The sequence below is a fragment of the Micromonospora sp. NPDC049044 genome (assembly GCF_040649215.1).
Taxonomy (GTDB): domain Bacteria; phylum Actinomycetota; class Actinomycetes; order Mycobacteriales; family Micromonosporaceae; genus Micromonospora.
This window is the reverse complement of the sequence record NZ_JBEZFA010000015.1, coordinates 13,213-31,719: the sequence shown is the minus strand read 5'-3', so window position 1 is coordinate 31,719 and position 18,507 is coordinate 13,213. Positions and strand designations below refer to the sequence as shown.

Genomic DNA, 18,507 nt, shown 5'->3' with positions numbered 1-18,507 from the left:
GTGCGGTGTGGGAGCTCCGGCTGGCTGCTACACGTGGCTGCCGGTCAGCCCTCGCGGGCGGTGCCCGCGCGGAAGTTGATCGCCTTGTGGGTGCCGTCGCAGAACGGCTTGAGCGCCGACTTGCCGCACCGGCACAACGCCACGGTCCCCCGGCGCGCGTCGATGCGCTCGCCGTCCGGCGTGACCAGCTCGAAGTCGCCGCGGACCAACAGCGGGCCGTCCTCGTACGGGATGATCGTGGCGGCGGCTGGCTCGCTGGTGTCGTCGGTGCGCATGGCCCCGGAAGTGCCCGCCCTGGCCCTGGCAAAACCCGGGCCGCCCGTCGCGTGTTGTCACTGTGATGGCCGAGACCGACTCGGCCTTGGTGAAACCGCGCTATCTCGTCGACTCGGACACCCCGATGTCAAGAAAACCGGGTCGATCACCGTCCATGTCCCGGCAGGTGGGAGAAGGCGGGTTGCCGGCCCGCTCCCGCCGATCGTCGCCGAACGACGGTGATGACCGTCGGACCCCGCCGATCAGCGGAATGTGCTGCCGGGTGGGTGATGCCCCGTTTGAACCCCATCGGTACGGGAAGCCGGCCCGCGTGGTGAGCGAACGAGGCAAGGTGGGGCCGGTGCACAAGGTGCACAAGGGGCTCACGGCCGATGGCGCCGGTCTGGCCGGCGACCGGGTCGTGGCCGCGGGCAGCGCCGCCCGGGTGCTGGTCGCCGCCACCGCCCGCGCGCTGCGCGGAGAGGACTGCGCCGACCTCGGGCACACCGGACCGACGTCGCGCTTCCCGGGCGCCCCGGAGCCGGTACGCCGCGCCGCGGTCACCCGCGCCGCCGGCCGGGTCGCCCTCACCGTGGCCCAGGTCGACGAGGTGGACGCCGCCCGGGTGGCCCGCTGGTTCGTCGACCAGTACCCCCGCCGGCGCTATCCCGGAGTGCTGATCGGCTCGCCGCACGGTGCGGCGGCACACCTCGCGGTGGCCCTCGGCGTGCCGTGGTTGCCGGCCGGCTTCGAGATGACGGTGCACTGGGCCGACGGCGCGGTGGACCGCCCGGCGGACGCACTGGCGCACGGCGCGGCACTGGCCGCCCGGCTGATCGCCGGCAACGCCGACCTGCACCTGCGCCAGGTGCACTGCCCGGCCAGCCGGGGCCCGCTGATCGGGGCCACGGTGTCGCTGACCGCCGCGTGGCGGGCCCTGCCGGCCGCGTACGCGCGGTTCCTGACCGATCGGCTGCTCCCGGGTGCCCCGGTGGTGCTGGTCCGCGACGCGCGAACCTGGCCGGTGCTGGAGCGCGGTTCCGGCCACAGCTTCCAGGTCGGCTGCCCGGCCAGTGGGCTGGACCCTGTCGACTTCCACCCGGACAGCCACGCGCTGCGCCAGGTGCTGCGCTCCGTCGGCGGCGACGCGGCCCGCTGGGAGCCGCCGGAGGTCACCGTCCCGTCCGGTTACGCCGAGCAGGACGTCGACCCGGGCTTCGAATCGGCAGTGGGGGAGTGGTCCACCGGGCACCGGCACCCGCTGCACCGGGTGCTGGTGCCCCGGCCGGCGGCACTGAGCGCGGCAGTGGCCGACCTGTACCGGCGGTGGTTGCGCGGTGCCGGCAAGACCGGGGACCGGTTGGTGGTGGAGTGCGGGCGGCTGCTCGACCCGTGGCAGGTGGTGCGGGCGGGGCTGGTGCCGTACTGGTGTGAGAACGCCACCCGGCGCAGCGTCGACGAGGCCGAGTGGTGGCTGGCCGGCAGTGAGCCGTTCAGCTCGGTGGACGTGCTGCCCGAGCCGCCCGGGATGCGCTCACCGGCGCTGGCCGGGCTGCCCCAGTGGCTGGCGGTGGCCGGCTTCGGGCGTCGCCGTCGGGCGTTGGACCGGACCGCCGCCCGGGGCTACCCGGTCACCGCGGTGCCCACCCGCCGGGCCACCGAGGTGCTGCGGGCCCAGCCGTACGACCTGCCCGTGCCGCCCCCGCTGGGGGCCGCAGCGGCCCTCGCCGTGCTCCGCGACAGCGGCGGCGACCAGGGGTTACTGATCTCCTGAGGCGGAGCACGCCGAAACTTCCTCGCGAACCCGGGGTCCCGTGATTGAGTACCTACGGAGCGGGAACATCGCTGGCTGCGACGGCCAGATTGCGCTGCGTAGAGGTGGTGTCGCCCGCTGGCATCCCAGTCACTTACCCACTTTTCCGGCCCGGTGCGTGGCTCGACCACGCGCACGACCGGTTTCCCGATCCGGGCGGGGGACCTTCCTGAGGGAGGCGCGGATGTTCGGACAGACGAGCACGACCACGGCCACCACAGCACCACCAACCAACGACCGTGGTCTGGAGGACCTGGACGCGGCGGCACTCGCGTACGCGGCCCGGATCGCCGGGCTTCCGCCGGAACGGCGCGGGGAAGCCCGCGACGACCTGGTGCGCTTCGCGCTGCCCTTCGCGGGTCGGCTGGCCCGCCGCTACCGGGGGCGGGGCGAGCCACTGGAGGACCTGGAACAGGTGGCCCGGTTGGGGCTGGTGAACGCCGTCGACCGGTATGACCCGGAACGGGGCTCGTTCACGGCGTACGCCGCGATCACCATCGTGGGTGAGATCAAACGGCATTTCCGGGATCGTACGTGGGGCGTCCACGTGCCCCGCCGGCTGCGTGACCTGATCCTCGAGGTCGGCCAGGCCACCGCCGCGCTGACCAGCGAGTTGTCCCGGGCCCCGTCGGTGGCCGAACTGTCGGCCCGGCTGGAGACACCGGAGGAGGAGATCCTCGCCGCGCTGGAGTCGGCGGCCGGCTACAGTCCGGCCTCGCTCAACGCGCCGGTGGGTGGGGAGAGTTCCGCGGAGTTCGGCGACCTGGTCGGCGAGTCGGACAACGCCCTGGAGTCGGTCGACGACCGGGTCACGGTGAGCGGTCTGCTGCACCGACTGCCCTGGCGCGAGCGGCGGATCCTGGCGATGCGGTTCTACGGCAACCAGACCCAGGCCGAGATCGCCGCCCGGTTCGGCATCTCGCAGATGCACGTGTCGCGGCTGCTGTCGCGGGCGTTGACCTGGCTGCGTCAGGCGATGCTCGCCGACGCGCCGCCGCCCTGGCAGAACGGCGCCGCCGAACCCGACCCGGGCAAGACCCGGATCTCGGTGAAACAGAACGGCGACCGCGTGGTGGTCGAGGTCGGCGGCGAGATCGACCGAGACGGGGCGGACCAGTTGCGCCGGGCCATGTTGGAGGCGGTCACCGGCCAGCCCAGCGAGGTGGTCGTCGACCTGGTCGGCGCGGGTGGCTTCGACGCCGGGGGGATCGCCGCGCTGATGGCGGGGCGGGACGCCGCCGAGCGGACCGGAGTGCCGCTGCGACTGACCCGGGTCCAGCCCGCGGTACGTCGCTCGCTCACCGCCGCCGGCCTGGCTCCCGTCCGCGACTGAGCCGCCGCCCCGGGCTCGGCGCCGCGGCGCCACCCACCGATCGGGACGAACGAGACAGGGCCGACACCCGGTGGGTGTCGGCCCTCTCGGCGTACGCCGGTCAGCGTTCTTCGGGGTTGCCGTCGCTGTGCGGGTGCCGCCAGCGCTCGTGCGGTTTCGGTGGGTCGTCGGCGTCCTTTGGCGCGTCGCTCTGCTCGAAGCTCGGCCGGCGGACGCCCTCGGGCTCCGGCACGTCCACCGGTCGGGCACCGGAGCGCGGCGCCGGCTGGAAGTCGACTGCCTCCCGGGCGCCGTGCGCGCCCTCGGCGGCGGGCGACTCCGGCGTGTGGTGCTCCATCCGCAACTCCTCGGCGAAGTGCTGCGGCGGCTTGGTGGTGCGCTGCGGCAGATCCCGGCCCAGATCCGCGACGAGGGGGCCGTACTTCAGGTCGAACGCGGGACGCTCGGAGCGGATCCGGGGCATCTGGTCGAAGTTGCGCAGCGGCGGCGGGCAGCTGGTCGCCCACTCCAGGGAGTTGCCGAAGCCCCACGGGTCGTCGACAGTCACCATCGCCCCGTACCGCCAGGACTTCCAGGCGTTGTAGATGAAGAACAGGGTGGACGCGCCGAGGATGAACGAGAAGATCGTGGAGATGGTGTTCAGCGTGGTGAAGCCGTCGGTGGGCAGGTAGTCGGCGTACCGGCGGGGCATGCCCATGGCGCCCAGCCAGTGGTGCACCAGGAAGGTGCCGTGGAAGCCGATGAACATGGTCCAGAAGTGCGCCTTGCCGAGCCGCTCGTCGAGCAGCCGCCCGGTCATCTTCGGCCACCAGAAGTAGTAGCCGCCGAAGAGCGCGAAGACCACGGTGCCGAACACCACGTAGTGGAAGTGCGCCACCACGAAGTAGCTGTCGTGGGTGTGCCAGTCGACCGGGGGACTGGCCAGCAGCACCCCGGTGAGGCCACCGAGCAGGAAGGTGACCAGGAAGCCGATGGCGAAGAGCATGGGCGTCTCGAAGGTGAGCTGGCCCTTCCACATGGTGCCGATCCAGTTGAAGAACTTCACGCCGGTCGGCACGGCGATCAGGTAACTCAGGATGCTGAAGAACGGCAGCAGCACCTGGCCGGTGGCGAACATGTGGTGCGCCCAGACCGTCATGGACAGCACGGTGATCGCGACGGTGGCCAGCACGATCCCGGTGTAGCCGAACAGCGGCTTGCGGGAGAAGACCGGGATGATCTCGGTGATGATGCCGAAGAACGGCAGCGCGATGATGTACACCTCGGGATGGCCGAAGAACCAGAACAGGTGCTGCCAGAGCATCGGCCCGCCGGTCGCGGCGTCGTACACGTGCGCGTTGAGCAGCCGGTCGGCGGAGAGCGCCAGCAACGCGGCGGCCAGCAGCGGGAAGACCAGGATCACCAGCAGGCTGGTCAGGAGCATGTTCCAGGTGAAGACCGGCATCCGGAACATGGTCATGCCGGGCGCGCGCAGGGTGAGGATCGTGGTGATCAGGTTGACCGCGCCGAGGATGGTGCCCAGGCCGGAGACGACCAGACCGAGCACCCACATGTTCGCGCCCACGCCGGGGGAGTTCTCCACGCTGCTCAGTGGGGTGTACGCCGTCCAGCCGAAGTCCGCCGACCCCTGTGGGGTGAGGAAGCCGCCGATCACCATCAGCCCGCCGAACAGGTACAGCCAGTAGGCGAGCGCGTTGAGCCGGGGGAACGACACGTCCGGCGCGCCGATCTGGATCGGCACTATGAAGTTGCCGAACCCGAACGCCGCGGGCGTGGCGAACAGCAGCAGCATCACCGCGCCGTGCGAGGTGAAGAGTTGGTTGTACTGCTCCGGGGAGAGGAGCTGCATTCCCGGCCGGGCCAGTTCGGCCCGCATCACCATCGCCTCGAAGCCGGCCAGCACGAAGAAGGCGAAGGAGGTGAGCAGATACAGCACGCCGATCTGCTTGTGATCGGTGGTGGCGAGAAATTTGATCAACGAGCTGCCGGGGACCGGTGCCCGTACCGCTCCGGGGAACCCCCCGAAGCGGGCCGGTGCCAGGATCGCCGGGCCCCGATCGCGGCCGGGTTCCGTGGTTACCCGCTTGGGCATGGCTGCTCACCCCGTCGTGACGGCAGAAAGGACGGGCGTGCCTACCCGACCCTTGCACCATGTAACCAGCCCAGAGCGGGAATTTCGGTCAGATCGCCAGTACCGGCGCGAGCGCCTCGAATGCTCAGGTCGCCGGCAGCATCGCCCAGACGGCCTTGCCCGGACCGGCCGGCACACTGCCCCAACGCTGGGTCAGCTCCCGGACCAGCAGCAGGCCCCGCCCACCCTCGGCGTGCAGGTCCGTCCCGCCCGGCCGGGCCTGGGCGCTGCTGCCATCCACCACGGCGAGGTGCAGATACGGCCGGCGCAGGGTCACCGTCACCTGCATCGGTGTGCCGGCGTGCCGGACCACGTTGCCGACCAACTCGCTGAGCACCAACGCGGCCGGTCCGGCCGCTTCGGGCAGGTTCCACCGCGCGCACGCGTCGGTGACCAGGTCCCGGGCCCGCCGGCAGGCCCCGGCCACCGGCTCCAGCCGGGCCCGCATCCGCAACGCGGACGTCGCGCCCGCCGCCCGGGTCGCCTCGTCGCAGTCCGGCGCGACCGGGACCACCCGGCAGGTGGTCGACTCGGCCAGCCACCGCGCGGCCGCCACCGACGGGGAGCAGAGCACTACCGGCACCGCCGGCCACTCCTCGGCCTGCCGGGCGGTCGCGGCGAAGACCGACAGCGCCAGCGGGTCGCGGACGTCGACCTCGGCCATGTCGACCACCAGCGCGTCCGGCTGTGCGACAAGAACGCCGTTGAGCGCCTGGTGCACCGACCGCATGGTGTCCAGGTCCAGTGCGCCGTTGAGCCGGACGACCGCCACCGGTGCCGTGGTGCGCACCTCGCAGGTGATCCGGCTCGACATCGGCGCCCTCGATTCGCTGCTGGGGTCGGGATCTGCCAACTACCCGCCGCCCTGCCGCATCAAACGGAATCGACGGCGGGCGAGCCGGGTCACGCCCCGGAACAGCTGGTCACCGACGGTGCCGAGCGGTCCCGACACCCAGCGCGATCAGGCCCAGGCCGAGGCCCAGGTGCAACCAGTCGTCGGCGTCGTTCACCGGCAGGACGTTCGCCCCGGTGTCGTGGTCCACCGCCAGCCCGTACAACCACAACACCAGGTAGATGGCACCGCCGCCGAGCAGGAACGTCCGGGCGCCGCTGACCGTCCGGCCCAGCGCCAGGCCGGCCACCCCGAACGCCAGGTGGACGAGGTTGTGCAGCACCGACACCTGGAAGACGCCGAACAGGTACCCGCCCGAACCGTGGCCGGCGACGTGCAGAGCGTCAGTACCACTGGTGATCCCCGGCACGAAGCCGAGCGCGCCGACAAGCAGGAACAGCACCCCGGCCGAGGCCGCCGCGCGACGCACCGGCGGTTTGCCGTCGGCCGGGTTGGGCCGCGCCCGGGAGTGCGCCATCGGTCCGACCATCACCGGCTCCTCGCTGCGCGGCGGGCATGAGGCTGCCGGGCTACCCGCTGCCGGCACCGCCAAACCGGGCCGCCGGTCCGGCCGGGTCGCCTGGTGGCGCCGCGCCCGGCCCCGGGCGGACGAGCCCGCTCAGCCCAGGAACAGCTGCACGAGGACCAGCACGGCGACCAGCGCCGGCCCCCGTGCCCCCTGACGCAGCAGGTCGACCGGGACCATTCCGAACGGGGTGTTGACAGTCGCGCCACCGTAGTTGATCGGCGGGCGGGTGCCGGACCGGAACGCGGCGGCCACCACTCCCAGCGCCAGCGTCGGCGCCAGCCAGGGCGGCCCAGGCGTCACCGTCGGCAGGGTCAGCAACCACCACAGACCCGCGCCGACGGCCGGCACCACCACGTGGATCCCGCGTAACAGGGCATCGCTGCCGCCCAGCGCCCGGCGCAATCCGGGTGACCGGCTGACCGACCGCAGCCCACCGGTCAGCCGGTTGGCGGCGAGGTACGCGAACACCACCTGCGCGGCCCCGGCCAACCCGGGCAGGGCGAGCGCGGCAGCGTACTGCACGCCGATCAGCGTCGCCCAGAGCAACAGCGCGCTCGGATGGCGGCGCAACCGGCGCACGTCGGCCTGAAGGAACGCCCACCAGCCCGGACCGGGTCGGAAACGGCGGCTGCCGACCCGGCCGATCCGGCGCCACCGCCGGCTCTCCACCAGGCCGGCGAGCAGGCTCGGATCGAGCAGGATCGTGGCCGTGGCGGCGGCGTTCGCGAACTGCGCGCCGGTGGTCAGCGTGGCCCGGTCGACCCGGGGCAGCGCCCGCACGGCGCGGATCGTGCCCAGACCCGCGAGCGGCACCGCGAGGGCGAACAGCGCGACGGTCGGCGTCGCCGTCGGCCGGGGCAGCCCGTCACCGACGTGACCGAGGATCACCACCGCGGCGGTGAGGACGGCGGCCACCACCAGCGGCGCCGCGCCGACCACCGTCGGCCACCGCCGCCCCGTCCGGTTGCTCTGGGCGACGACGCTGAGCGCCAGCGCCGCCGTGCCCCACCCCGCGCCGGCCGCGGCCGCCCAGCCCAGCGCCGCCGGATCGCTCACCCCGCCGAGCGCCGCCACCGCCAACCCGAGCGCCGCGGTGCCCACCGCGGCGCCGACGAGCAGGATGCCGAACCGCGGCGCCAGCCACGCCCGCCGGTCGACCGGCGCGCTCGTCGCCCAACTCTGCGTGGCCGGGGTGACCAGCAACGGGCCGAGCGCGCGCAGACCCCGCCAGGCCAGGCCGGCGCCGGCCAGCAGCGCGGCGAGCGCCAGCCACCAACGCACCCCCGGCTCCGCCTGCCCGACGGTGGGGGAGTCCAGCAGGTCGCGGCTGGCGCTTATCGCGAACCAGCCGTACATGCCGATGAACAGGACGATGACGTACGCGTCACCCAGCACGTCGGACAGGGAGTGGTCGTGGTGCCGGCTACGGGCCCGGCGCAGGTGGGCACGCAGTTGCCGGGCGGTGGGCACCCCGGTCGGGCGGTCGGCGATGGTGACCGGCGGCGCGCTCACCGGCCGATCTCGATGCGCTCGTCGACCACCGCGTCGATCAGCTCCGGATCGTGCGAGGCCAGCAGCACGGCGGTGCCGGCGTCCCGTTCCCGCAACAACCGCTCGGCCAGCCACTGTCGCCCGCGCACGTCCAGGCGCTGCTCCGGCTCGTCCAGGATCAGCACCCGACGGGGCCGGACGAAACACGAGGCCAGCGCGAGCCGGCGGCGCTGCCCGCTGGACAGCGTCACCGGCAGCTGGTCACGGGCCGCATCCAGCCCCAGCTCGGTGAGCACCTCCTCGACCGGCTCGGCGTCGCCGCCGTGGGCGTACGCGACAAGCTCCAGGTGCTCGACCACTGACAGGTCCGGGAAGAAGTCGATGTCGTCCAGGGCGGCCGCCACCAGCGCCCGCACCTGCGGGTCGGTCTCGTCGGCCCGGCGGCCCTGCACCAGCACCTCGCCCGCGTCCGGCCGGTCGGCGCCCACCACACAGCGCAGCAGGGTGGTCTTGCCGCTGCCGTTCGGGCCCAGCACCACGGCGATCCGGCCCGCCGGGAGCGTGAAACTCACGTCGTCGAGCACGACCAGGTCGCCGAAATTGCGGCTAAGTCCCCGTACCGAGAGCGCATCCACGAGCACAGAGTCTCCCAGACCGGCGCCACCGACCAGGCTGAGGGATTTACGTCACGCGGCGGGTCGACCACCGGGGCCGTCCAGTCGTCGGCCACCGCGTGCACGCGTTCCCGTCTGCGCTGGCCGTGAGCGGTGGGTCGTTCAGTCGCGCCGGTAGAGCGCGGCGAGGCCGGCGGCGGTGGCGGCGATGCGTTCGCGCAGCGCGAGCGGGGTCAGCACCTCGACGTCGGCGCCCAGGCGCAGCAGGTCGCCGTGGGCGTGGGTGAGCGACTCGATCGGCAGCACAGCTGTCACCCAGCCGTGCTCGTCCGGCGGTTGGGCGCTGGCGTCCACCGCGGTCACCACGGGATCGCTGCCGATCTCGCGTAGCCGTTGTCGACCGGTGGGGGACAGCCGGACGGTGGCCTCGTCGCGGTGCAGGCGGGCCCGGAACCCCACCACGTGCGCCCGCCACCAGGCCGGCAGGTCGAAGTCGGCAGGCCTGGCGAACTCCTGCGACAGCGGCGTCAACGCCAGGATCTGATTGACCCGGTAGGTCGCCGGAGCGCTGCGGCCGGGCTGGTTGGCCACCACGTACCAGCGCCCGCCCTTGAGCACCAGACCGTACGGCTCCAGCACCCGGGTCACCTCGCCGTTCCACCCGCGGTAGCGCACCTCGATGCGGTGCTGCCGCCAGACCGCCTCGGCCGTGCGGGCCAGCTCGGGGGAGGCGTCGCCGTCGGCGTACCAGCCGGCGGGGTCCAGGTGGAAGCGTTGCTGGAGCTGGGTGGCCCGGTCGCGTAGGGGAGCGGGGAGCGCGGCGTGCAGCTTGAGCCGCACTGTGGCCACCACGTCGCCGTAGCCCAGCTCGTCGGCCGGGCCGGGCAGCCCGGCCAGGAACAGCCTGTCGGCCTCCTCGCTGGTGAGCCCGGTCAGCCGGGTCCGCCAGCCGTCGACCAGCTGGTAGCCGCCGGCGTGCCCGGCCTCGCCGTACAGCGGGATACCGGCGGCGTGCAGCGACTCCACGTCCCGGTAGATCGTGCGGGGGGAGACGGCCAGCCGTTCGGCGAGCTGCGCGGCGGTCAGGCGGCCGTGCTGCTGGAGCAACAGGAGCAGCGAGAGAAGTCGAGAGGCCCGCACTTCACTGACACTAGTTGTCAGGGGAGCGGTTCTACCGTCCCGGCATGGCATTTCGCGACAAGGATCTACGAACGCTGGCGCCGGTCCTGGTGGACGGTTGGCAGCTCAAGCGCTACCACATCGACCAGCCGGAGCGGCCGATCGAGCCGGAGGTGGAGAAGGCCGCCTATGACATGCTGCCGGCGTTGCTGGCCCGCGCGGTGAGTGACGGCACCCCGCCCGCCGGGTGGGTGGTGCTGCACCGGGGCACGGACAGCGGTGCATACCTGCTGGCGTTCACCTGGGTGTGGGACAACGCGCTGCAGGTGCACATCGCGGTTGCCGGGCAGCCGGCGCTGGACTGCCCGGACGACGACCCGACCCACTTCGTCGAGCTGGGTCGGCGCGAGGTCGGCTGCGTGTGGGAGTTGGCGGTGCTGGAGCACGAGCGGACCTCCTGGATCCGGCACATGCTGACGCCGGAGGCTCCCGACCTGACCGGCTATCTCAACGACATGCGAGCGGACGGGACGGTGGGCGCCTGATGGGCGACTTCGACTTCTTCACCGGCACCTGGAACGTGGTGAACCGGCGGCTGCGCGAGCGACTTGTCGGGTCCGACGAGTGGGAGGAGTTTCCCGGGGTGTCGGTCGCGCACGGCTTCTTCGGCGGCGGCGGCCACTTCGACGAGATCACCTTCCCGACCAAGGGTTCCGCGGGTGCCACCGTCCGGATCTTCGACCCGGCCCGGCAGGAGTGGTCGATCTACTGGATGAGCAGTGTCGACGGGGTGCTCGGGCAGCCGCCGATGGTGGGTCGCTTCGTCGACGGGGTGGGCCACTTCTACGCCGACGACGACCACGAGGGGCGTCCGGTGCGGTGTCGGTTCATCTGGTCGGACATCAGCGCCACCACCGCCCGTTGGGAGCAGGCGTTCTCCGTCGACGGCGAGCAGACCTGGGAGACCAACTGGATCATGACCTTCGCCAAGGCGTCCGACTAGACGAGTAGTTCCCCCTGGCTCGGCCGGTGACCGCCGGCCACCTCCGTGCGGGCGGTATGCCTCTGCGGCATACCGCCCACGGTGGCCGTTACGCCGTCAGCGCCGCGTCGATCGCGCTGATGAGAAGTTGCTCTGCTCCGTCGGGAGATTCGGCTGTCGGCTTCCCTCTGAGGTGGCCCATCCAGCCGTAGACGGTCATCGAGCCACCGGCGATGCCCGGGAAGTCGCTGTCGGACCCGCCGGCGTACGTCGACGCCCGCCGGAGCAGTTCGTCACTCGGGAGGTACGCGGGCACCTCGTTCGCGTAGCCGGCGAACAGCAGCTGGCTCGACGTGCCGTATCTCGCGCGGAAGTAGACGGCGTATCCGGACACGATCTCGCCGCCGGCCAGCAGCAGCCGGAGGTCGGGGCTGCCGGAGAACCGCCAGGACTGGATGGGCACCGGGATCGACGTGGCGACAGTGCCGGCCTCGATCTGCGAGATCATCTGTTGCGCGTGCCGCCGGTAGTAACCCGGCAGGCCGGCGTTGTTCGACCGCACCGTGTAGGCGGCGAGCACCTGCCGGAGGTTGTCAGCGGTTGGTGTCACCTCGAGCGGCAGGGTCACCTCCCGGTAGTGGGCCGTCGTCGGGCCGGCGACCGGCCGACCCGGGCGCAGCATCGCTGTCGTGACGGCCTGCGCGAGGTCGGCGCCCCGCAGGCTCCGCTGGGCCCAGCCCCGCGCGCCGTCGGGGTTCTGGTCGCCGGCCGGCCCGAGGAGGAACTGGGCGAAGGCGCCGGTCGCCCGCTCGACCCGCGCGACAGCGTCCCCCGGGTAGTCCGGGTCGAACAGGGTCTGGGATCCGGCTGTCACCGGGTGGCAGCCGTAGCTGAACAGCACGGCCAGGGGCTGACCGCCCGGCGTGCGGGCGGTCAGCACGGGCACGTCCGACTCGACGTACGACAGCCCTTCCCGGTTGTAGGAGAAGTGCTGGCTGGTGACCTGGTAGTCGAGGCTGCACGCCGTTCGTGGGCCGTCGAGCGTGGCACGGACCAGTCGCACGATTCGCGCGGCCAACCGGTCGCTGTCGGCACGCACCTGGGCCTGTTGGGCCGAGTCCATCCCGTACGCGATGAACGGGTCCAGTTTGTCGATGAGGACGGGACCGTTGTGGGTGTGGGTCGCCGTCAGCGCGAAGTTCTCCGACGCCAGGCCGAGGCCGCGCACCTGACTGCGGATCGACCTGTGCAGGGCGCGCGCGAAGCCGAGCACATCGACGCTGACGATGACGTGCGGCACGCCCGCGGACCAGAGGATCGTGCACCTGGCGAACAGTGCGGCGGCGGTCCCGGTCGACCTGCGGGGCACGTCCACGCCGTAACCGGCCAGGTAGGCGCCGGCCGCCGGAGTGATGTCGACCTTCCCGACCGACAGCTCGGTGCGGGTCGCCCCCAGTGCGGAGTTGCCGACGAGGCCCTGGCCCACAAGCGAGGCGGCCACTATGGACCCGCCGGCGAGCAGGCGACGACGACTGACGGCCAGTCGCGGATTGTGCGGTTCGTCGGCCCCGGCTACCCGCGCCTGGGACTCCGGGGTGGTGGCGGACCTGATTCTGGACATGGTCATTTGGCAGAGAACTCCCCCGTGAGACGCTGACGCCCGATCGCCGTCTCGCATCACCAGCAGATGCGCAAGCGCTGGCTATCAGCTGACGTTTACGGGAATCATTGCGTACACCACGACCGGGGTCAATCGCCGCGGTCACGGTGGTGTGCTGCCCCGCTTCTCCTCCTGGGCCAGCACCGCCTCGCGGTGTTCCGGCTCGTCGCGGCGGCTCAGCTCGGCGGCGAGCCGGGCATCGGTGGTCAGCCGGGCCCGGTTGCGGTGCAGGAAACTCTCGAAACCCCCGGTGTACGGGCAGGCCAGGTCGCCGAGCGCGCGGTGCGGGAGGTAGCGGCAGCCGGTGCAGTAGTCGCTGATCTCGTCGATGTCGGTGCCGTCCACCGCGTACGGGCGGGTGTCCACCCGGGCCAGGTCGGCGTACTGGCTCATGCCGATCACCGTCGCGTTCATCACCCACTCGGTGCCGTCGACGAAGCAGCGCTGGAACCAGTCCGCCACCTCGGTGGGGCGCCAGCCGCGTTGCAGGGCGTAGTTCGCCAGCACCAGCAGCCGGGGCGTGTGGTGCGTCCACGCCCGATCGCGGACGGCCGTGAGAACGTCGGCCAGGCAGCGGGCCTCCACCGCGTCGGCGTCCAGCTCGGCGAACCACCGCGGCAGCGGCTCGGTCGCGGCCAGCCAGTTCGCTCCCCGGTACTGCGGCTCGAAGTACCAGTACAGCTGCCAGAGGAACTCCCGCCAGCCGAGTAGCCCCCGGATGAACGGCTCCACCGCCGTCCGCGGTGCCGCGCCGGCCCGCCACGCCTGCTCGGCGGCGCGTACCACCGGCTCCGGGTGCAGCAACCCCAGGTTGAACGAGGACGAGAGGGCCGAGTGCGCGAGCAGCGGGTCCGCGCCGCTCATCACGCCGGTGTAGCGGCCGTACCCGGGTAGCCGGTGGGTCAGGAAGTGCGCGAGTCGGGCCTGCGCCTCGGTGTGGGTGGCCGGGTGCCGCCGGGGACCGTCGCGGCCGACGAACCGCACCCCGTCGGCGGCCCACCGGTCCAGGTCGCGGCGGACCTGCGCGTCGATGTCGTCCTCGACGATCGGCGGGGGTGGCGGTGGGGCGACAGGTTCCCCCCGCTGCTCGCTCCGCGGTCGGCGTGCCGGCCCGGTCGCGGCGGTCAGCACCTCGTGGCGGCGGCGGGCGTGCCGGTAGAAATCGGTCATCCGCAGCGGGCCGCGTCGGGGGCGGTCCGCCCAGGCGACGAAGTCGGTGTGGCTGGTGACGAAGCCGCGCGGTGGCAGCACGGTAAGCCCCGGCACCGACCTGGCGAAGCGCAGCGCCGCCCAGGAGTGCGGATGGCACACCTCAAGTGGTGCACCGACCTGCGTCAACGCCTGCCGGAACGTGTCGGTGCGCAGCAGCAGCGCCCGGTCACCCAGCTCGGCGGCACGGTGGCGCAGCGCGGACAGGATCAGATGCGCCTTCTGCCGGTGCAGGGGCCGGCGGCGGAACAGGTCCCGGATCTCCACAAGCAACACCGGCTGGTCGGGGCCGTCGAGGAAGTGCGGCCCGAGCTGATCGGCGAGCAACCATCGGCGGGGAGGCATTCCGCAATTCTGCCTACCCGCCGGCTCGGGTGCCCGGCGCCGCACCGGGAGTCGGGCCCGGGGCTGGCGGCGGGCGGGTCAGGACGGGCCGGCACCGGCGACCGCGGCGCTCGGCCCGACGTCGCGGCGACGCAGCAGCACGGTGAGCGTCACGAGGGCGACAAGCAGCGCCGCGAGCACGGACACCGGGGCCGGGCCGAGCGGCGCGAGCAGCGCCAGCAGCGCGACGACGGGGAAGGCGACGACCACCGCGCCGTGCTGCTGCTGGCGTACGTGCAGCACCCAGACCGTGAGCAGGAAGACGGTGATCGGGATGGCCACCGCGTACCCGGCGGTGCGTGCCGAGACGTGCGCGAGGTGCCGCTCGACGTCCACCGACACCCCCAGTCCGGCGCCGATCGCGGCGATCGCGGCGAAGATCAGGTAGTGGCCGTAGCCCCAGACCAGCGAGTAGGGCAGCCGGTCGGGCGCCTCGCTGGGCCGATCGAAGTAGAGCCACCAGAGCGCGAACACGATGAGTGCGCCGGCCGCCGCGAGCGACCAGAGGTCGTGCTCCCCGGCGTCGAGCCCGGTCTGGATCGCGAGTGAGATGGCCAGGACTGTCTCACCGAGCACGATCAGGGTGAACAGCCCGTACCGTTCGGCGATGTGCCGAGGGTGCCAGGGGGTCATGCCGGGGCGTTCGGCCACCGCCGGCACCAGCACGTCGGCCAGCGCCAGCAGCACGAACGTCGCGATGCCCCAGTCGGCGGGTAGTGCCAGCCGCAGCAGCCAGCCGAGCTGCACCACTGTCACCCCGATTGCGTAACGGCGGGCCGCCGGGCGGTGCCGGGGGTCGCCGGCGGCGGCCCGGGTCCAGTGCACGACGGCGGCCAGCCGCATCACCACGTACCCGTAGGTGATGACGGCGAAGTCACCGTCGGCGAAGGCGCGCGGCACTCCGGCGGCCAGGATCAGCGCCCCGGAGATCTGCACCAGGGTGGTGATCCGGTAGACGTCGTCGTCGGTGTCGTACGCCGAGGCGAACCAGGTGAAGTTCACCCACGACCACCAGATTGCGAAGAACACCATGGCGTAGCTGGTCGCGGCGTGGCCGAGGTGGCCCTCGGCGACATCGTGGTGCAGGCTGCCGGCCGCCTGCGCGACGGCCACCACGAAACACAGGTCGAAGAAGAGTTCCAGCGGGGTGGCGGCGCGGTGCGGCTCGTCGCGTCGACGCGGCCGCATCGGCCGGTAGAACGGCCGCACCGAACGGGAATGGGTCACCGCCGCTCCTCAGGTGTGGTTCACCGGCGGCGGCGGCCGTGGGTCAACCCCTCCAACACCAGCGTCAGGCCGGCACCGACCAGCCAGACGTCCTTGGCGAGCCCGGAGCCCTGCTGGGTCGGGCGAACGCTACCGGGCTCCCGCATCCCCGGCGTCTTCAGGTACAGCTGCACCAGGCCCACGCCGAACGCGGTAAGACCCAACCCGACCAGGGGGGCCGGGACGACCGGCGCGAGCAGCGCGGCCCCCAGCGCGATCTCCGAGTACGACAGCAGTTTCGCGAACCGGGTCGGGTCCAACTGGCCGAGTTGCGGCATGGCGGCGACCGCCATCCCGTGCATGCCCTCCGCGGCGGCACCCTCCAGGTTGCGCTTGCCCAGACCCGAGTTCAGAAAGTACGCGCCGATGCTGAGCCGGAGCGGCAGGTGCGCGAGCTTCATGATCACTCCTCGTGTGCCGTTGTCGAATGCGGCCCGCGTACCCCGCACCGCCCGCGATAACCCGTTCGGCCGGCTGGGCTGGTGGTGGTGGTCGCGGTAGGTTCGCCGGGGGCCCGCCGCCGAGCCCGTGGCGCACCTGCCCACCCGGCGTCCGGCCCTGCCGCACACCACCAGGAGGCGAAGTGAGCCAGGAAGTCCGGGGAGTCATCTCCCGCAGCAAGGGCGCGCCGGTCGAGGTCACCACCATCGTGGTGCCCGATCCCGGTCCCGGTGAGGCGATCGTCCGGATCCAGTCCTGCGGCGTCTGCCACACCGACCTGCACTACCGCGAGGGCGGCATCAACGACGACTATCCGTTCCTGCTCGGCCACGAGGCGGCCGGCATCGTGGAGCAGGTCGGCGACGGTGTCACCGACGTCGCCCCTGGTGATTTCGTGGTGCTCAACTGGCGTGCGGTCTGCGGCGTCTGCCGCGCGTGCCGCCGGGGCCGCCCGTGGTACTGCTTCAACACCCACAACGCCACGCAGCGGATGACCCTGACCGACGGCACCGAGCTGGCCCCGGCGCTGGGCATCGGCGCGTTCGCCGAGAAGACCCTTGTGCACGCGGGGCAGTGCACGAAGGTGGATCCGGCCGCCCGGCCGGCCGCCGTGGGCCTGCTCGGCTGCGGGGTGATGGCCGGCCTGGGCGCCGCGATGAACACCGGCAACGTCAGCCGCGGTGACTCGGTCGCGGTGATCGGCTGCGGGGGAGTCGGGGACGCGGCGGTCGCCGGTGCGGCCCTCGCCGGCGCCACCACGATCGTCGCGGTGGACACCGACAGCCGCAAGCTGGACTGGGCCCGCAGGTTCGGCGCCACGCACACGGTGAACGCGTCCGAGACCGACCCGGTCGAGGCGATCCGGGCCGCCACCGGTGGCTTCGGCGCCGACGTGGTGATCGACGCGGTGGGCCGGCCGGAGACCTGGAAGCAGGCGTTCTACGCCCGGGACCTGGCCGGCACCGTGGTGCTGGTCGGCGTACCGACCCCGCAGATGCGGATCGAGCTGCCGCTGCTCGACGTCTTCGGACGCGGTGGTGCGCTGAAGTCCAGCTGGTACGGCGACTGCCTGCCCAGCCGGGACTTCCCGATGCTCACCGAGCTGTACCTGCAGGGCCGCCTCGACCTGGACGCGTTCGTCACCGAGGAGATCACGCTCGACCAGGTCGAGACCGCCTTCGACCGGATGCACCACGGCGACGTGCTCCGCTCGGTGGTGGTGTTCTGATGACCGCCCGCGTCGACCACGCGGTCACTTCCGGCACGTTCAGCCTGGACGGGCAGACGTTCGACGTGGACAACAACGTCTGGGTGATCGGCGACGACAGCGAGTGTGTCGTCCTGGACGCGCCGCATGACGTCGCCACGATCCTCGCCCTGGTGGGCGACCGCCGGGTCCGGGCCATCCTGGCCACCCACGCCCACGACGACCACGTCCGGGTGGCGCCGGAGCTGGCCGAGGCCAGCGGTGCGCCGGTGCTGCTGCACGCCGCCGACCGGGTCCTCTGGGATCTGGTCCACCCGCAGCTACCGCCGCACGGCGAACTGCACGACGGGCAGGGCATCGAGGTGGCCGGCACCACGCTGCGGGTGCTGCACACCCCCGGGCACAGCCCCGGCGCGTGCAGCTTCCACGCCCCCGACCTGGGTGTGGTGTTCACCGGCGACACGCTCTTCGCCGGCGGCCCGGGCGCGACCGGCCGCTCGTACAGCGACTTCGACACCATCGTCGCCTCGATCCGGACCCGGCTGCTCACCCTGCCGGCGGAGACTGTCGTGCACACCGGCCACGGCGACGACACCACAATCGGCGCGGAGGCACCCCACCTGCCGGAGTGGCTCGCTCGCGGCCACTGAGCCTGCACGACGGCCGGCTGGCGCGCGGTCGACGGCTCAGCGGTCGTCGACCGCGCCCAGCACCGGCTTGACATCCAGGACCGGGGTCCCGTCCAGGGCCTCCAGGTCAGCCACCTGGACCCGCAGGCCGGCCACCGTCAGCACCCGCACCCGGTGCAGCCCGATCGGGTTGGGTCGGTGCGGGGAGCGGGTGGTGAACACCCCGGTCTCCGGCCGGCTCCCGTCGCCGCGCGGGTGCACCGCCAGCACGTCCCGACGGGCGCGGTCCAGCCAGGTAAGCACCAGCAGCTCCGCGCCGACCCGCAGGTCGCGCAGGGCCCGCTCGACAGACGCGTCGAAGATCAACCACGCCGGCGGCGCACCCTCGTCGCCCTGCCGCGGCGCGCTCGCCGCGTCGGTAAGCGGCGAGGCGACCCGCCCGACCGGGCGCAGCAGGTACGCGTCACCGCTCGTCACTTCGGCCACCGTCGCTCCCCTCTGGACGGTCCCAGCCTAGTCCGGTCGTGGCGCTAGGATCCCGCACATGGCCGC

General features: G+C 72.6%; 18 protein-coding genes. 6 read left to right on the top strand and 12 right to left on the bottom strand.

Annotated elements, in window-relative coordinates:
* Positions 1 to 44: 44 nt before the first annotated feature.
* On the bottom strand, positions 45 to 275 hold the full coding sequence (locus AB0B85_RS14965) for a CDGSH iron-sulfur domain-containing protein (RefSeq protein ID WP_357407429.1): 231 nt from the start codon (positions 273 to 275) through the stop codon (positions 45 to 47).
* Between the two features lie 311 nt (positions 276 to 586).
* Here AB0B85_RS14965 and AB0B85_RS14960 point away from each other — a divergent pair, with 311 nt between their 5' ends.
* Positions 587 to 2,029 (top strand): hypothetical protein, encoded by a 1,443-nt coding sequence (locus AB0B85_RS14960; RefSeq protein WP_357407427.1) that lies wholly within the window; start codon positions 587 to 589, stop codon positions 2,027 to 2,029.
* 223 nt (positions 2,030 to 2,252) lie between these two features.
* Positions 2,253 to 3,401: a SigB/SigF/SigG family RNA polymerase sigma factor gene (locus tag AB0B85_RS14955; protein ID WP_357407425.1), complete on the top strand. Its 1,149-nt coding sequence runs from the start codon at positions 2,253 to 2,255 to the stop codon at positions 3,399 to 3,401.
* Positions 3,402 to 3,501: 100 nt separating this feature from the next.
* On the opposite strand, the gene ctaD is transcribed toward AB0B85_RS14955, so the two are convergent.
* The 6 genes from ctaD to AB0B85_RS14925 all read right to left on the bottom strand — a co-directional run bounded on the left by ctaD (position 3,502) and on the right by AB0B85_RS14925 (position 10,198).
* Positions 3,502 to 5,493 carry a cytochrome c oxidase subunit I gene (ctaD, locus tag AB0B85_RS14950; protein ID WP_357407423.1) on the bottom strand — a complete coding sequence of 664 codons (1,992 nt, stop codon included), beginning with the start codon at positions 5,491 to 5,493 and terminating at the stop codon, positions 3,502 to 3,504.
* Between the two features lie 124 nt (positions 5,494 to 5,617).
* A complete protein-coding gene (locus AB0B85_RS14945; protein ID WP_357407421.1) occupies positions 5,618 to 6,346 on the bottom strand; it encodes an STAS domain-containing protein in 729 nt (242 codons plus the stop codon).
* 109 nt (positions 6,347 to 6,455) lie between these two features.
* Positions 6,456 to 6,914, bottom strand: a complete 459-nt coding sequence (locus tag AB0B85_RS14940) for a DUF4383 domain-containing protein (protein WP_357407419.1) — start codon at positions 6,912 to 6,914, stop codon at positions 6,456 to 6,458.
* A gap of 129 nt (positions 6,915 to 7,043) precedes the next feature.
* Entirely contained in the window at positions 7,044 to 8,465 is a 1,422-nt protein-coding gene (locus tag AB0B85_RS14935) for a DUF6297 family protein (protein WP_357407417.1), read from the bottom strand.
* Positions 8,462 to 9,079: an ABC transporter ATP-binding protein gene (locus AB0B85_RS14930; RefSeq protein WP_357407415.1), complete on the bottom strand. Its 618-nt coding sequence runs from the start codon at positions 9,077 to 9,079 to the stop codon at positions 8,462 to 8,464. The genes AB0B85_RS14935 and AB0B85_RS14930 overlap by 4 nt, the downstream gene beginning before the upstream one ends.
* A gap of 141 nt (positions 9,080 to 9,220) precedes the next feature.
* The gene (locus AB0B85_RS14925) at positions 9,221 to 10,198 is read right to left on the bottom strand and encodes a WYL domain-containing protein (protein WP_357407412.1); all 978 of its coding nucleotides are present in this window, start codon (positions 10,196 to 10,198) and stop codon (positions 9,221 to 9,223) included.
* 44 nt (positions 10,199 to 10,242) lie between these two features.
* Here AB0B85_RS14925 and AB0B85_RS14920 point away from each other — a divergent pair, with 44 nt between their 5' ends.
* Positions 10,243 to 10,722: a hypothetical protein gene (locus AB0B85_RS14920; protein WP_357407410.1), complete on the top strand. Its 480-nt coding sequence runs from the start codon at positions 10,243 to 10,245 to the stop codon at positions 10,720 to 10,722.
* Positions 10,722 to 11,180, top strand: coding sequence for a hypothetical protein (locus AB0B85_RS14915; RefSeq protein WP_357407408.1), 459 nt, complete (start codon positions 10,722 to 10,724; stop codon positions 11,178 to 11,180). The genes AB0B85_RS14920 and AB0B85_RS14915 overlap by 1 nt, the downstream gene beginning before the upstream one ends.
* Positions 11,181 to 11,268: 88 nt before the next feature.
* Here AB0B85_RS14915 and AB0B85_RS14910 read toward each other — a convergent pair whose 3' ends face one another.
* The 4 genes from AB0B85_RS14910 to AB0B85_RS14895 form a co-directional block, all read right to left on the bottom strand.
* Positions 11,269 to 12,786, bottom strand: a complete 1,518-nt coding sequence (locus tag AB0B85_RS14910; protein ID WP_357407406.1) for a hypothetical protein — start codon at positions 12,784 to 12,786, stop codon at positions 11,269 to 11,271.
* A 135-nt stretch (positions 12,787 to 12,921) separates the two neighbouring features.
* Positions 12,922 to 14,373: a cryptochrome/photolyase family protein gene (locus AB0B85_RS14905; RefSeq protein ID WP_357407405.1), complete on the bottom strand. Its 1,452-nt coding sequence runs from the start codon at positions 14,371 to 14,373 to the stop codon at positions 12,922 to 12,924.
* A gap of 78 nt (positions 14,374 to 14,451) precedes the next feature.
* Entirely contained in the window at positions 14,452 to 15,639 is a 1,188-nt protein-coding gene (locus AB0B85_RS14900) for a low temperature requirement protein A (RefSeq protein WP_357407403.1), read from the bottom strand.
* Between the two features lie 20 nt (positions 15,640 to 15,659).
* Positions 15,660 to 16,079 (bottom strand): hypothetical protein, encoded by a 420-nt coding sequence (locus tag AB0B85_RS14895; protein ID WP_357407400.1) that lies wholly within the window; start codon positions 16,077 to 16,079, stop codon positions 15,660 to 15,662.
* Positions 16,080 to 16,261: 182 nt separating this feature from the next.
* Here AB0B85_RS14895 and AB0B85_RS14890 point away from each other — a divergent pair, with 182 nt between their 5' ends.
* Entirely contained in the window at positions 16,262 to 17,347 is a 1,086-nt protein-coding gene (locus AB0B85_RS14890; RefSeq protein WP_357407398.1) for an S-(hydroxymethyl)mycothiol dehydrogenase, read from the top strand.
* Positions 17,347 to 17,976, top strand: coding sequence for an MBL fold metallo-hydrolase (locus AB0B85_RS14885; RefSeq protein WP_357407396.1), 630 nt, complete (start codon positions 17,347 to 17,349; stop codon positions 17,974 to 17,976). Before AB0B85_RS14890 ends, AB0B85_RS14885 begins: the two co-directional genes overlap by 1 nt.
* A 36-nt stretch (positions 17,977 to 18,012) precedes the next feature.
* On the opposite strand, the gene tsaA is transcribed toward AB0B85_RS14885, so the two are convergent.
* Entirely contained in the window at positions 18,013 to 18,441 is a 429-nt protein-coding gene (tsaA, locus tag AB0B85_RS14880; protein ID WP_357407394.1) for a tRNA (N6-threonylcarbamoyladenosine(37)-N6)-methyltransferase TrmO, read from the bottom strand.
* Between the last annotated feature and the right edge of the window lie 66 nt (positions 18,442 to 18,507).